This window comes from Microbulbifer mixtoriginis (SeqCode), from assembly GCF_052466715.1.
Genome location: NZ_CP174288.1, coordinates 3413568 through 3426839 on the forward strand (window position 1 = coordinate 3413568; position 13272 = coordinate 3426839).

Sequence of the window (13272 nt, forward strand, 5' to 3'; positions counted from 1 at the left end):
TATCATTACTGGTCTAGACCAGAAAATCATTGAAAATACGGGATATTCGATATGAAGACACTTATCTCCTGCCTGTTGTTAATTTCGTTTGTTTCCAGTAACCAATTCGTTTTTGCCCAGAATAATAAAAAGGTACTTCTAATTGGCGTTGATGGGCTGCAGTACGAAAAGCTCAAGGATATAGACACCCCCAATTATGATCGATTAATTCTACACAAGGCTTATACCGGTGGTATCAGTGGCTCTCAAAGTCAACAGGACACTAAAAGTGGCCCCGGCTGGTCCACTATCCTTACAGGAGTTTGGGTTGACAAGCACCAAGTCACGTCCAATGACTCAGGCCTGGCAAATGCAGAATTCCCCAGTTTGTTCAAACGGATAAAGGAGGCTGATAATAGCCTTTGGGTGGGCAGCATATCCCATTGGAGCCCTATAAATACCAACTTTTTTACTACCGACCTGGCACAGGCTAACCTGGTTTTAAGTGGCCTTTCCGATGCGGATGTCACCACACGCGGCGTGCAGGAAATAGCCTCAGGTCATGTGGATTTCCTTTTCCTACACCTGGATGATCCCGATGGTGTCGGTCACAGCTCCTGTTTTGGCAAAAACTATAACGAAAGCATTCGCACAAGCGACACTCAGCTGGGCGCTCTGTTAGATGCCGTAGATACACGTATTGCAAAAGGTGAAGAATGGTTAGTGCTTGTAACTACAGACCACGGCCGTGATTCTCGCGGCTGCGGGCATGGGGCACAAACTACCAGCGAGAAAACAATTTTTATTGGCAGTAATTTGCCGTTAAATGCTGAGCACAGCGAGTTTATTGGAGATATCCACAATGGAGATTTCAATGGAATTTATGGCCATGCTGCCCAAACCTCCATTGCACCAACGGTGTTGCGTTTTATGGATATTGAGCTGCAAACGAATTGGAAGCTGGATGGTAACCCACTGATTGGCAGCCCTGGAATACGTAAAATGATGGCTGCTGACAATAAGACAATTAAATGGTATTCCACAGATAGCGGACCCGTGGAGATTCACCAGAACGACCAGTTCATTGATGTCGTCGACGCTAGCTCACAAAGCTGGACCGACTATACAGAAGCACAGGGAGTCCTGGACTATGTATTCGTACATAACGATACCCCAGTTGCTTTGCGTAAATCGGCCCTGGAAATTACTGCTGGCCTGGACTGGAGCACTGCACGTGCTTACTATTTTCGCGGTGACGATCAATATGTACGCTACAATAAAACCCTGGACAAAGCCTCTAGCGGTTATCCACGCATAACCAATAACAGTACATGGCCTGGCTTGGGCGTCTATGCCCACCTGATTGTTGCTGCATTTAAAGCCAACAGTGACAAAGGCTATTTCTTCTTAAATGACGGGCGTTACCTGCGCTATGACCTCAATGAAGATCGGGTCGATTCCGGCTATCCCAAATTGGTGGACAACAATACTTGGCCTGGTTTGGCTACCTACGCGACAAAAATTCGCGCTGTCCTGAAATGGCCTAATAGCAAAGTTTATTTCTTTCTCAAAGACGGGAATTATTTACGCTATGACCTGGAAGAAGACCAACTTGACAGCGGCTACCCCCAACCTATCAATGACAGCAATTGGCCAGGACTCGGTCCTTATGCTACGGAGATTACCGCAGCCCACCAATGGAACGCATTTCGTGCATATTTTTTCCTCAAAAACCAGCGCTATATACGCTACTCCATCACATCTGATCAAGCATACAGTGGGTATCCGAGAACAACAGATAATGAAACCTGGCCAGGCTTGATGACCCCCTGATTCTCTACCAGGGCAAACGGCTACCATCCCAAAAAAACAGATTACCACTATCGGCGGGCGCCAGTTGTTGTAGTACATCCACAATACGCCCGGCACTCAGTGCCGGGCTGTATAATTTTCCCGGCGCCAGATTACCCTGGAAGGGTTTGGAAAGTGCTGTATCCGTAGTGCCCGGATGAATGGCTACCACACAACTGTTTTCCAATCGGCGCCCCCATTCAATAGACAGGTTTTTTACCAACATATTGAGTGACGCCTTGCTGATACGATAGCTATACCAGCCCCCCAACTCATTATCGCCGATACTACCCACCTTGGCAGAAAGGGATACCCATAGCAGCGGCTGCTTGCGTTGTAATTTTCTATCCAGCGCCTGGGCCAGATGCATATGAGTAAGGAGGTTGATACGCATAGACTGTATCAACCAATCATCCTCACATTGCGCTAGAGATTTTTCCGGGCCATGGAATTCATCGTGCAACAATCCACAACAGTTAATTACCCAGTCAGGCGGAGAGGAAAATTCAGAAAGGAAAGTCTCGACAGCCCTGATAGAGTGCTCGTCCGCGAGAGAGACTGTCAGGTGACGACGCTCGCCGGCGTGTCCAGGTACCCGATCTACTGTACCACGGCTCAAAGTCACCAAAGTAATATCGGGATAGCGCCGAACAATTTCGGCGCCGATCGCGCGAGCCAAACCGCCCGAGGCACCCGCCAGTAATACCATCCTTGGTTGATCAAACATACCGGCCTCCATGCCGGATAGCTCGTGTGGCTTTATTTTGCCTTTTTGCCGCCGGACTTTTTGTCTTTGTTTTCTGATTTCTCAGCGACTTCCTTGACTACACGCAGCATAGGTTCATCTGAGCGGAAAATCAGACCGTGAATCTCCGTAGTATTCTGCCCCTGCAACAACTGCTGCAAGTACTGCACTATCTGCTCAGAAATCTCCTGGCCAGGTACCAGAACAGGGATGCCCGGCGGATAAGGCACTATCTCATCGGCGCTGGTGCGACCGATAAGATTCTGTGTAGCGTCAACCCCATTGTCCATCAACGGCAACTCTTCCGTATCGGCAAAGTAGGCATCCGCCGGCAGACAGGTGAAGCGGGTAAACTCAGGCAGGCGGCGCGGAGTACCGACATGAATACGCTTGTGAGTATTCCCCGCCAGCTGCTTCAGTGCATGAATCAAGCGCAACAATTTACTCTCAGTACTGCCCAGAGTTACCAGTACTGTGATGGTATTGTAGGTGGTCTTTTCCACTTGAATACCGTATTGATCAAACAGCTTGATCTGCATCTCATTGCCCGAATAGCCGCTGCGGGAAATATCGATGGTTACCTTGGTGGGGTCCAGGCCGATATTGTCACCTGCTAGAGGTTCAGCAATCAGGTCATCGCGGGTGAGGGCTCGGAATACTCCGGTTTCATTGACTGCACGGCGAAGGGTTTCCACCATCTGCAGACACTGCTTGAGACGCCCATATCCCTCCATCGCCATCTGCTTACGGGCAACATCGAGGCTGGCAATCATGGCGTATTGCGGGCTGGTAGACGCATGCATGTTCAGGTTTTCGCGGAAACGGAACTCGTCGAAGTCCGGGTCCTGTACATGAATCATGCTGGCCTGGGAGAAAGCCGACAACATCTTATGGGTACTCTGGGTCACATAGTCCGCGCCACACTCGAGCGCGGTCGGGCGCAATTCTGGGTGGAAGAAACCGTGAGCAAACCAGGCCTCATCGACCAGCACCTTGACACCGCGCTCATGGGCGTAATCGATAATAGGTTTCAAATCGTAGCGCAGACCATCGTAGGTACAGGAAGTGATAACCAATAAGCGCGCATCGCTATGTTCATCAAGCGCCGCCTCGATATCCGAGCGCTTCACCGGGCCATAAATGCCGAATTCAGGGTGCAGTACCGACTTCAGATAAACCGGCTCACAGCGATTCATCACTATCGCATGGTGAACCGATTTGTGGCAGGCCTGGTCGACGATAATCTTGCCGCCGCCACCGAGTATCTGCTGAATCACTACCTTGTTAGCAGTAGAAGTGCCATTGGTCAGGAAAAAGGTATGACGTGAACCAAACGCCTGGGCGGCAAGATCCTGTGCTTCCTGAATTACCGAGTGCGGTTCCAGCAGGCTGTCGAGTATCTGTACGGAAACAGACAAATCCGTATTGAATACATGCTCGCCCATAAAACGGTAAAAGTCCCCTACCCAGGGGCTGTTGCGCAGGCTGTCGCCACCGGAGTGACCAGGGGTATGCCAAGCGTCACGTGCGGAGAATACATATTCTTTCAGGGTATCGGCAAAAGGCGTGGAGGCACGGCGGGCAATAAACGCCTGTACCAGGCGGAACATATGGTTGAAATTGCCCTCTCCGCGATCAAACAGCTCGTCAAAGCGGCGACGCAGGTTGGTCAGTGACTTGACCCCACTCTTACCGGCAAGAGGAGTACCACCGGCGACATCACTTTGTGCCACCAAAAAAATATTGAGTTGAGAACGAAGTGCATGTATCTGGTCAGCAAGCAGATCGGCAGCTTCCAACCCCTGAGTATCGGTGCCACCATCTACGATAATCGCCTGAAGACGAGACTCCTCCAGTGCCAGTTGTTCCACATCTGCCGGTAACACCGCCTCAAACACCAGGCCAAAGGGGTTTTCATGCAGAGTCGCGGTGCTATTGAGGGCGCTAACCCAGTCTCCCGCTAATTTGCTGTCTGCGCTCACTAGCGCGACATGGCATTCCAGCTTCTGTACGCTGTGCTTCAGGTTGCCCAGTTCAGGCATCTTCATTTCCAAACCCATATTCTTATCCACCAGCATAGCCCGCAACTTGCTGAGGGCCGCTGCCTTAATTATTCAACTGTTTGATTTTATTAACTTTTATTTAGTCCCCCGGCAAAAGCGGAGAATCTGGAGTTCTTGGGTAAAAAACCAGGAGGCAAATACTAATGGAGCGGACCGGGGAATTCCGCGATGTCAGTGCTTTTGGCGAAAATCGCCAAAAGCGTGCTGACCGACCAGATCTATTGCCAAAGAAGGGGGTAAAGTTAGAACTTTGCGCTGCGAACAACGCCGTCGAATTCGAGGCAGTCCCTGACCCTCTGCCGTTGCACTTCGGAGAGTCGCTCAAGGGGAAAATAAGCTACCTCTGAGTGCTCACTAGAGAGGGTGATATGTCTTCTGTCGGTAAAATGGGCGCGGAATATGAATGCATGAGAGTTGTAGATCTTATGGTAATAGACGCCGCTCAAGTATTCGATACGCACTTCACGCCCTAACTCTTCATGACACTCCCGCCGCAGGGCCTCGTGAATGGTCTCTCCGGGATCGAGTGCACCACCGGGTAACCCCCAACTACGGTTGGCATAGGTCGCCAGCAGCTGCAGGACCTCACCAGAATCATTGGTAATCACCGCATGCGCACTGAGCCGGTAGCTATCTTCAAATCCCATCGATTCCATCCCTGGATTTTTGCCCAATAGGAGTTAGAACCCCTGTGCCAGGGTGAAGCCGAAGCCAAGAGTCTGCACTGACTCATCGTAGTCGATCAGGCTTTCTCCGTAACCATTAAAGTAGCGAATGTAGCCATCCACCCGGTCACCCAGGGGAAAACCCCAGGTCAGTTCAAACGCACCGTGATTTTCCGAGCGCAGGTTATTGCGCACCATAACGGCTATGGTGTGATCGCCATCGCGGTAGCGGCCACCCAGCTCAAAATGTCCTAAATAATGCTCTATATCCGGATTGTCATCATCCTCACGATCCTCCTTGAGGCGATACCAGGGCTTTATACCAATCGAGAAATTATCCCGCTCAAAAATAAAGTTGGCATATACCCGATTCCAACTGCGGGAGAAAGGTTCGCTGCGTCCATTGGACTGGTGGTTGAAAGCGATCTGGTTAGCGACATTCTGCCAGCCAAACAGGCTCCAGTTATTGAGCCAGGTGAGAATCAGCTCTGGCTCGTGGTTGGTCTCACGAAATGGTGCCGAGTTATCAGAGTTATAGGCTTGCCAAAAACTCCGGTTGGTGTAAGCCACGCTCATAAATGAAGCGCTGCCAAGAAAACCCCGCCATACCGGTACTTGTACTGATAACTGGAATTGCACCTCGATATTATCAAGGTCTTTCCCTTCGCCTTCGTAATCCGAGAGCCCACCCTTCTCAGGAGTTGGGTTATAGGTAAATGGCAATATGTAGTTGGTCTTGTGGGAGGCAAGTGTAAAGGGGTTGCTGGCGGCATCGCGAATGGCCTGGGCCCGGCCACCAAGTAAGACCTCATCCGTAGGCAATTCCTCAGAGTACTCCTCCACCACAGGGTCGACTTCGAAGAAATCCTCCTCCAGACCTAGCTGGGCTCTCACCCGATCGGCACAGAGCAGGCGAATATCCCTCAGTGTGGTATCCGCGGAGGAAATCAGCAGCTGCTCGTGCAAGCACTGCTCCTGTTGTTGCTCCGGGGTTGTGTTTAACTCCTTAAGCTCTATTTCGGTCTCACCATCAATACTTGCCAAAGCGACATTAAGCGGTAACTGTGAAGTCACAAATAAGATGACCGCCAGCGGCATACCCCAGCGCGAATTGGTTTTGGATAAAGGCAAAATGGCTCCCCCATTAGCACATAAGTGACGAAATCTTACACTGTGGTACTGAAAAAATCCCGCGGTATAAATTCCTCCGGCACTCTCTCAAAGTCCTGTTACCGGCGGTTGACTACGATGTGCATCAGACACAAAAAGTTCAAAATGTGGGAGAAAAGATATTTTGAGGAAATTCTTACCAGGCTGGAAAGGCTATAAGCCTCTGGCAGAGTGAATGATGCGTCAAATAATCATCATTATTCACTAGATTGATAGACCCAATTGTGTTCACAGGGTATAAGTCCGGTGAACACAATATCAAGATAATAATTAAAAAAGGAGACTGGTGAGACTGGGAGACCACTCCAGGTCTCTGAGGCGAACCTGCCACAAACGCCCGGTACTGGAAGGCCAATCATAACCGACTAGCAGGCTGCGGTTATCCACATAACAGTGCGCATCCCGCTCAGCCTCATCCCCCTGATAAATATAACCGCTGATATCTGGGCCCAGATCTTGAGAGCGCTGACTAGCCTGATCACCCGCCATAATTCGCGCCGTGCGATGGCTTACTCTGGGAGCCAATAGTTTTCCTCGCTGGGAGGGGTCGACAATATCTGGAGAAACCACTTCCAAACCCGCTTGGTGTTTTACCAGTGTTTTCAATAGCGGCCCCATAAAAACGCGCATTAGAGGGAATAGCAGACGGTTTTCTCCCCCCAAACGCAACTCTTGAGGGCCGTTAGGGCCACTCCAGTTAGCCTCTATTTCATCTCCTAATCTGGGAGGCTGACCTTCAGGGAAACACAAATGATAATGCGCACTGACCTCATCAACCTCATCGCGCCAATTCACTTGGCATTCACTCACCAAGCCATTATTTAGCAGCGCAAAGACCTCTATGCCGAAGCCTCGATCACCCACCAGTCTCTGGCTGACCAGAGAGCGGCGTCCAAAGGCATCAAAGCCCAACTGCCAGCTATCTTGAACAGGCATCTCACGCCCGTCACAGCTGTAATGATAACGCCCTTGTGCAAGGGTTGAGTTCAAACGCATTACAGATTTCCTCCCTGCTCACTGCATGCACCAGACCGATGGTTCAGTACCCAAAAAGTATTGCACAAGGTGGCTTGAGCACCCGGGCTTTGGCGCGAAAATTAACTATATATTTATGCGCTTGTACGGGGATTTCTGAGCGGAAATAAGAGGAGAAAAATGGATATATCTCATCGCTATCAAAACAAGTAACGCAAGCATTTACTAGCACTATTCCATGCTGTCATAGACTAGTTATTAAGAAAAATAAAGAAACAGCGACTGACAAATCCGACTCGTTAATCTTTGATAATACCTATCGGTTAGACACAATGCTTAATAAAAATGAAATCCAGATCGAAAAATTCGCAAGTCATTTATTTTTAAGGCAAATTATTCATTGCTCCAGCACGGAATTTAAAACCAATTCACCTTACATAAACTGAAAATTAATTCGGGCAAATAAAAACTTTTAATCACCCTACAAAAACACAGCCAGGAAAATAAAATTGACGCCAAAATGCAGCAACAAGCACCTGCTCTAAAAGACCACAATCGCAAAAAAGATCTGGCTTTTATTATTAACAAAAGGTATTAAACCTCGTGATTCATTGGAAGATTCAATAAAAATGAGTAACCGACATGCCAACCTTTGCCTATCAATCCATAAATTCAAACGCCAGTACCAATCATGATATTGGTGCTTCCAACAGCCAGCATTTCACTCGTGTTACCCATAACCACCAAGCCGCCAATCAAAGTCCCTGGCTTTTGGTAATGCCAACCGCCAAAGGACTGGACCCCCACACTCCGCTTTACGGCCCCGCCCAGCTGGTCTCCCAGGCACCTGTGGGTTATATGGCCAAGGGCCAACACAGCAACAGCCAATTTCTCACTATGGTTGAGGGCAAGGCGCGACAGACTCACCAACATCTCTATCGCTCGCTAAGAAAAACTTGCGATCTATTGGTATATGGTGAAATGGATGGGGCTAATAGCGAATGGAGCTCCATGCAGCAACATGCCGGAGCGCTGGTAGGATCAAGCTCCACAGGCAAGGCCTGCAACAGTTTTAGTGTCCATGCCGCAAAAACTACCCAGCACCAAGTCCTGGGGTCAGGTATGGGCTGGATCGCGGTGAAAACAGGCAATGTCAATGCTGTATTTGTGCATGTCCCCAATAGCATTGCCAAGAGTGAAGGACAGGCAACATTGTTTTATCAGAATATTAATAAATACCTGTTGCAGCAGGGCCACGGTGCAATTGACCTCGTGATGGGAGATACCAACCAAGGCAGCAACAGTTTTACCCCTTCAGTAATAAGCCGGGCAACAAACATGATCTTTCACGACGCACACCCCGCAAGTGAGGTAACACCCTCAGATTCCCATCAACGCAGTTTTTCTGGCACCAATAGTACTGCCAGTAAAAAATATGATGTAGCGGTTTACAATACTGCGACTATCAATATCGTAAATGTGGACTACTTATCACAGAGTACTGCAGTCAATATTGACGGTGTCAATATGGCTGCAGCTGTCACTGACCACATGGGTATTTTTGTTGACGTAACCAAGTAAGGCTGGCAGCCATTTCGGCTATAGATAGGATTGCAAAAACTTACATATCCATGATCGACCTTATTGGTGGACACCTGGAGGTCGATCATGATTTTTCCCTCTATTTAAGCAACAGCTGCCTGCTGAGCTTGCGGGGTAATCCATTTCATAAAATTGCCGGTTTGCTGATTGTCATAGAGCGCATTACCGTGTAAATCATTCACTACTTGTGCCGCACGCCAGGCCGATAAGCTCAGCTGTGGCTCCGCAATGCCATGACTGGTGCGACCAGTACCAAGGAAATACAAACGTCGACCACTCTCATCGCCGCTGAGTCTTGCCGCAAAAGCATCATCCAACAGCAAGCGACCCTCTGCATCGCGTGCAATGCGCTCTTGTAAAGGCGCCAGACAAGGAGGTAGAGCCTCACACAGGCCAGTGCATAGAATAACGATATCCGCATTAACCCACTCGGTACCATCTGCCTCACCTAGCAAGTGATTTTCCAGCTGCAGTTGATAGTCACCGCGGTGAGACATCTCCACCAGTTCGCGATTGGGCAATAATGCTACTCGTTCAGCATCCTTTTCCAGGTGCACAAGACGGTAGAACAACTGGTAAAGTTCCTTGAGGGTATCAGGAGATATACCATCAGAAGCCAGCTTCTGCTCTGCAACCACTTCCTCACGACGCTGAGGGCTCAACTGACGGAACACGTCGACATACTCTGGGGTAAACCAATCATTGGTGAAGGGGGTCTCATCCAATGGCAAATAATTGCTGCGGCGGGATACCCAGGTTACCTGCTGTGGGCGGCCCCAGTGTTTACTCAAAAGATTAATAACCACTTCCGCACCAGTCTGGCCGCCACCGACCACGGCGACGCGCTTACCACTTACATCCGGATTACGCAGGGCAATTTCCAACGCGTGGAAGCAATTATCAGACAGGAATGGGCGGCTGCACTCTGGAATATTTGGTTTTTTACCCGCTGCAACACACAAGTTTTTGGTGAGTACCTGTTCGCGACCATTGGGGCCGTGCACGTCCAGCTCAAAAAACTCCCCATTATCTACCACGCTCTGTACACGGCTGCTCATTTGGATAGAATCCAAGCGACGGGCAGCCCACGCCAGGTAATCGGCAAACTCGCGACGGGTTACGGTACGCTGTTCTGCGTGCAGAAAGTCATAGAAACGTTTATTTTCTACCAGGTACGCCAGAAAGCTACAGGGATTGGTTGGATCAACCGGCGTTACCAGGTCTTTCAGGTAAGAAGTCTGCATCATAGCCCCCGGCAACATTAAACCAGGATGCCAAGAGAATTCCGCTTTAGCATCAAAAAAGCGATGGCTCAAAGATGTGTCCCGCATTAGAGCGGCCACAGCCAAATTAAAAGGACCGGCTCCGATACCGGCGAGATCTAGGAAATTGCTCATGATTATGCCTCTAAAGCGGAAGCGGTTGCTGGTTGGTGTTGCTGTGACTCTTGCTCTGCGAGCCAAAGGGGATTAGTCAGGTCTCCACCGACAATGGGGACCGGGCGTTCAGCGCTGTCATCGTAACCTTGACGCAGGCGCACGCGATTAATACAAACGCGCTCGATATGGGGACGGAACAAATTAAACTGCTGGAAACGCTCCGCCATACCGCCATTATCTCGCTGTGCGGATTCTTGATATCGGCGTAGGACCTTGGCTAAAACTCCGTAGAATTTCCTTTCCTCTAGGCCAATCTCTGTCATTAATTGGGCGGACAGATAGCGCAGCACTGTGACAAAGTGACCGGTAAACAGGTCGTGAATAATGTAATTAGCAGGCAATTGATCGAGAACTTGTGCCGCCGATTCCGGTAGGTCCGCACGATCAGGAAAATCACCCTGAGCGAGACGTAGATCTCCCTGGAAATCCTTCAGAAGAACACGAACAACTTTGTTGTCGCGTAATACCAGCGTTAGGTTTTGCGAGTGAGCTACCAAACCTATGCCATAACGGCTAAGCAGGTGATAAAGAGGCACCACCGTAGCGTCGAATAGCTGCTCAAGCCAGGCTTCTACTGAAAGGCCGGAGGCTTCAATCAGAGCAGAAATTACAGACTTACCGCTGCTATCTTTCTGTAATAACGCGGCCATTAAAAGATGACGCTCGCCCTCAGCACACAAGCTTGCCGGGCTCTGCCTCCAGGTAGCTCCCAGTAATTCACGGTAACGATAGGGCGCGCCCTTTATCGACTCTTGATGTAAGTGCGGTACATGCAGACCAGCTACTTCTTGAAGAACACCGGTGCCCCGCGATTGTAATTGCTCATCACGCTCACAGAGTAACTGCATCCATTCAGATAACGCCGGTCCGCAGCGCATAAACTTGCCTGGAATTCCACGGTAGCAGGAAGTATTCAATACCGTTAATGGCAACTTCACATGGAGAGCCTGCGGGCGCTTCAAGTTGGACAAGGTACGTAGTGAAACCTGCGGCAAATATTCATCGCCAAACTCACCGAGTAAAACCAAGTCACCACTAAAAATCTGTTGTGCATAATGCTGACTAATATGATGCTGCCATTGCCATGGATGCACCGGCAAGGGCAAAAACTCTTGCCAGTTAACCCCTTTCTCACGACATTTATCGTCCAGCTGCTGTAACTGTGATTCACTCAGGCTTTCTGCCAATAGCTGAGGCCAATCCCACAGATCACTATTGCCACTCACAGCGAGATCCCGGCAAACAGCAAGCCATAACAGCCTGACCCCCTGAGCGGCCTCTGTACCAAAGGCGTTAAACTCTTGTGCGCCCCAACCGATACGGCCTTTATTCACCATAGCCTTAGGATGACCATCCAGTAGGCACTGCAATTTTTCATCAGTTAGTGTGGCTAGGGTATGCGCTGTGAGCGATTCACGCTTTTGCAGCAAAGTAACATCCGCAACCAGGGTATTAGCCAGTTCGTGTAATAAATTGCCCAAAGTACTGGGGGAGGCTTCAAGATCCAGAGCAGCATCAATAAAAAACTGTGCTGCGTCATCCGCAGGTATTACTTGCCCATCACCTTCCCGCTCAATACTTTGCGCATCAATTAATAACCAATCCCACACAGTTAACTGAGCTTGGAAACGATAGATAACACCAGAAGCAAGTTCCACAAAGTAACGGGCACCCGTTTCTAACTTTGCCGTCAGAGCCTGTTCATAACAAAGCTCAGCCAGCGATTTCACCAGCAGGTTAATATTCGCCTGCTTCCAATATTTATCGTCGCTCATATTCCCCCCATACTCTGAAAGAATTCGTCTCGCTTGCACATAATCAAAGCAGCTCTTTTGTGGGGGAAATCAAATTCTTTAACTTTTTTCCAGCCAAAAGTGCCGTTGATGTATTTAAGCAATGCGCGATTATCTGCGCGCGGCTCTCCAACCAAAGTTTCTGTGCGAGCGTCATCCAGAAACATAAAATGGGTAACACCATTAAACCAAGCCTGAGCAAAACGGCCTCCCAGGAAGCGTTGGTCGCCAACCAACATATGTGCACCACGATCAAATGGCTGGCAGTCATAGTAAGGTGCGATACGATCTTCAAGCGCCCAATAAATTTCAAAATAGGCAAAGGGCTCACCATCAATACAGGCGATCAATGGATGCTTATGGGGATCTTGAATAACAGAGTCAATAAACTGTCTCTGCTTTTCTTTATCACCTTCTTCTTCCCAAAATTTTGCGACACGCTCCTGGTTCATCCAGTTGGTAAAGCGCTCCAGATCTTTCTCTGGATCCAGGTGACGTAAACTGAAATCTATTCCCAGCGCGTGGAAATGACGGCGATAAACTTCCCCTTTAGGTGGTTCCGCACGGAGAGGGTGGCGAACTCCCTGCGTATTTTCTACCCATTGCAAGGGAAACTCACCGGCATTGTTACCTCGATACCAGAGCTCTGTACGTTGATAAAAATTGCTGCGGGAAACTCGGCTTACCACAGTATCCGAATCGACAATATCCATATTTTGCAATGCTGGATTCAGCGCAAAAAGCCAGTCGAACCAGAGATCTAACGCTTCTAACGAATTTTCACCAGACGACAGGATGAAAATTGCTATTTCCTGTCCGGGAACATATTCAATTTGAAAATAGTTATCGCCATTTAACTGGCAACGATATCCTCCCACAGCAACTTGCCAAGAGCGCCCATCGGGAAGCTGACCGTGTTCCCCTAAAGATATTTCAAGCGCAGCTGTTGAGCTGGTCATAATTCTTTCCTTTCAATTTTTATCGTCACGG

10 protein-coding genes are annotated in these 13272 nt (G+C 49.2%); 2 read left to right on the forward strand and 8 right to left on the reverse strand.

The features are described from left to right. The first annotated feature begins 51 nt into the window (after positions 1-51). A complete protein-coding gene (locus tag ACJJH9_RS15120) occupies positions 52-1812 on the forward strand; it encodes a hemopexin repeat-containing protein (RefSeq protein ID WP_444923259.1) in 1761 nt (586 codons plus the stop codon). A gap of 4 nt (positions 1813-1816) precedes the next feature. Here ACJJH9_RS15120 and ACJJH9_RS15125 read toward each other — a convergent pair whose 3' ends face one another. The 5 genes from ACJJH9_RS15125 to ACJJH9_RS15145 all read right to left on the reverse strand — a co-directional run bounded on the left by ACJJH9_RS15125 (position 1817) and on the right by ACJJH9_RS15145 (position 7469). Continuing rightward, entirely contained in the window at positions 1817-2557 is a 741-nt protein-coding gene (locus tag ACJJH9_RS15125) for an SDR family NAD(P)-dependent oxidoreductase (protein ID WP_252083092.1), read from the reverse strand. A gap of 32 nt (positions 2558-2589) precedes the next feature. Next, entirely contained in the window at positions 2590-4653 is a 2064-nt protein-coding gene (locus ACJJH9_RS15130) for an aminotransferase class I/II-fold pyridoxal phosphate-dependent enzyme (RefSeq protein WP_444923260.1), read from the reverse strand. Positions 4654-4880: 227 nt separating this feature from the next. Then, positions 4881-5285 carry an NUDIX hydrolase gene (locus ACJJH9_RS15135; protein ID WP_252083094.1) on the reverse strand — a complete coding sequence of 135 codons (405 nt, stop codon included), beginning with the start codon at positions 5283-5285 and terminating at the stop codon, positions 4881-4883. A gap of 33 nt (positions 5286-5318) precedes the next feature. Beyond that, the gene (locus ACJJH9_RS15140) at positions 5319-6434 is read right to left on the reverse strand and encodes a phospholipase A (protein ID WP_444923262.1); all 1116 of its coding nucleotides are present in this window, start codon (positions 6432-6434) and stop codon (positions 5319-5321) included. Between the two features lie 309 nt (positions 6435-6743). After that, the gene (locus tag ACJJH9_RS15145) at positions 6744-7469 is read right to left on the reverse strand and encodes a hypothetical protein (protein ID WP_444889566.1); all 726 of its coding nucleotides are present in this window, start codon (positions 7467-7469) and stop codon (positions 6744-6746) included. Between the two features lie 621 nt (positions 7470-8090). On the opposite strand from ACJJH9_RS15145, the gene ACJJH9_RS15150 reads away from it, so the two are divergent. After that, positions 8091-9029 carry a hypothetical protein gene (locus tag ACJJH9_RS15150; RefSeq protein ID WP_444883959.1) on the forward strand — a complete coding sequence of 313 codons (939 nt, stop codon included), beginning with the start codon at positions 8091-8093 and terminating at the stop codon, positions 9027-9029. A gap of 104 nt (positions 9030-9133) precedes the next feature. Here ACJJH9_RS15150 and ACJJH9_RS15155 read toward each other — a convergent pair whose 3' ends face one another. From ACJJH9_RS15155 to ACJJH9_RS15165, 3 genes are read right to left on the reverse strand one after another with little or no spacing between them, the layout of a single operon-like run. Next, positions 9134-10447 carry a lysine N(6)-hydroxylase/L-ornithine N(5)-oxygenase family protein gene (locus ACJJH9_RS15155; RefSeq protein ID WP_444903011.1) on the reverse strand — a complete coding sequence of 438 codons (1314 nt, stop codon included), beginning with the start codon at positions 10445-10447 and terminating at the stop codon, positions 9134-9136. A 2-nt stretch (positions 10448-10449) separates the two neighbouring features. Next, on the reverse strand, positions 10450-12264 hold the full coding sequence (locus ACJJH9_RS15160) for an IucA/IucC family protein (RefSeq protein WP_444923264.1): 1815 nt from the start codon (positions 12262-12264) through the stop codon (positions 10450-10452). Continuing rightward, on the reverse strand, positions 12261-13241 hold the full coding sequence (locus ACJJH9_RS15165) for a GNAT family N-acetyltransferase (protein ID WP_444923265.1): 981 nt from the start codon (positions 13239-13241) through the stop codon (positions 12261-12263). The genes ACJJH9_RS15160 and ACJJH9_RS15165 overlap by 4 nt, the downstream gene beginning before the upstream one ends. Positions 13242-13272: the final 31 nt, after the last annotated feature.

What these genes read in the sequence shown, in the direction of transcription:
- ACJJH9_RS15120 (WP_444923259.1), top strand. Translation starts at nt 52, where the DNA reads ATGAAGACACTTATCTCCTGCCTGTTGTTAATTTCGTTTGTTTCCAGT.
- ACJJH9_RS15125 (WP_252083092.1), bottom strand. Translation starts at nt 2,557, where the DNA reads ATGTTTGATCAACCAAGGATGGTATTACTGGCGGGTGCCTCGGGCGGT.
- ACJJH9_RS15130 (WP_444923260.1), bottom strand. Translation starts at nt 4,653, where the DNA reads ATGCTGGTGGATAAGAATATGGGTTTGGAAATGAAGATGCCTGAACTG.
- ACJJH9_RS15135 (WP_252083094.1), bottom strand. Translation starts at nt 5,285, where the DNA reads ATGGGATTTGAAGATAGCTACCGGCTCAGTGCGCATGCGGTGATTACC.
- ACJJH9_RS15145 (WP_444889566.1), bottom strand. Translation starts at nt 7,469, where the DNA reads ATGCGTTTGAACTCAACCCTTGCACAAGGGCGTTATCATTACAGCTGT.
- ACJJH9_RS15150 (WP_444883959.1), top strand. Translation starts at nt 8,091, where the DNA reads ATGCCAACCTTTGCCTATCAATCCATAAATTCAAACGCCAGTACCAAT.
- ACJJH9_RS15155 (WP_444903011.1), bottom strand. Translation starts at nt 10,447, where the DNA reads ATGAGCAATTTCCTAGATCTCGCCGGTATCGGAGCCGGTCCTTTTAAT.
- ACJJH9_RS15160 (WP_444923264.1), bottom strand. Translation starts at nt 12,264, where the DNA reads ATGAGCGACGATAAATATTGGAAGCAGGCGAATATTAACCTGCTGGTG.
- ACJJH9_RS15165 (WP_444923265.1), bottom strand. Translation starts at nt 13,241, where the DNA reads ATGACCAGCTCAACAGCTGCGCTTGAAATATCTTTAGGGGAACACGGT.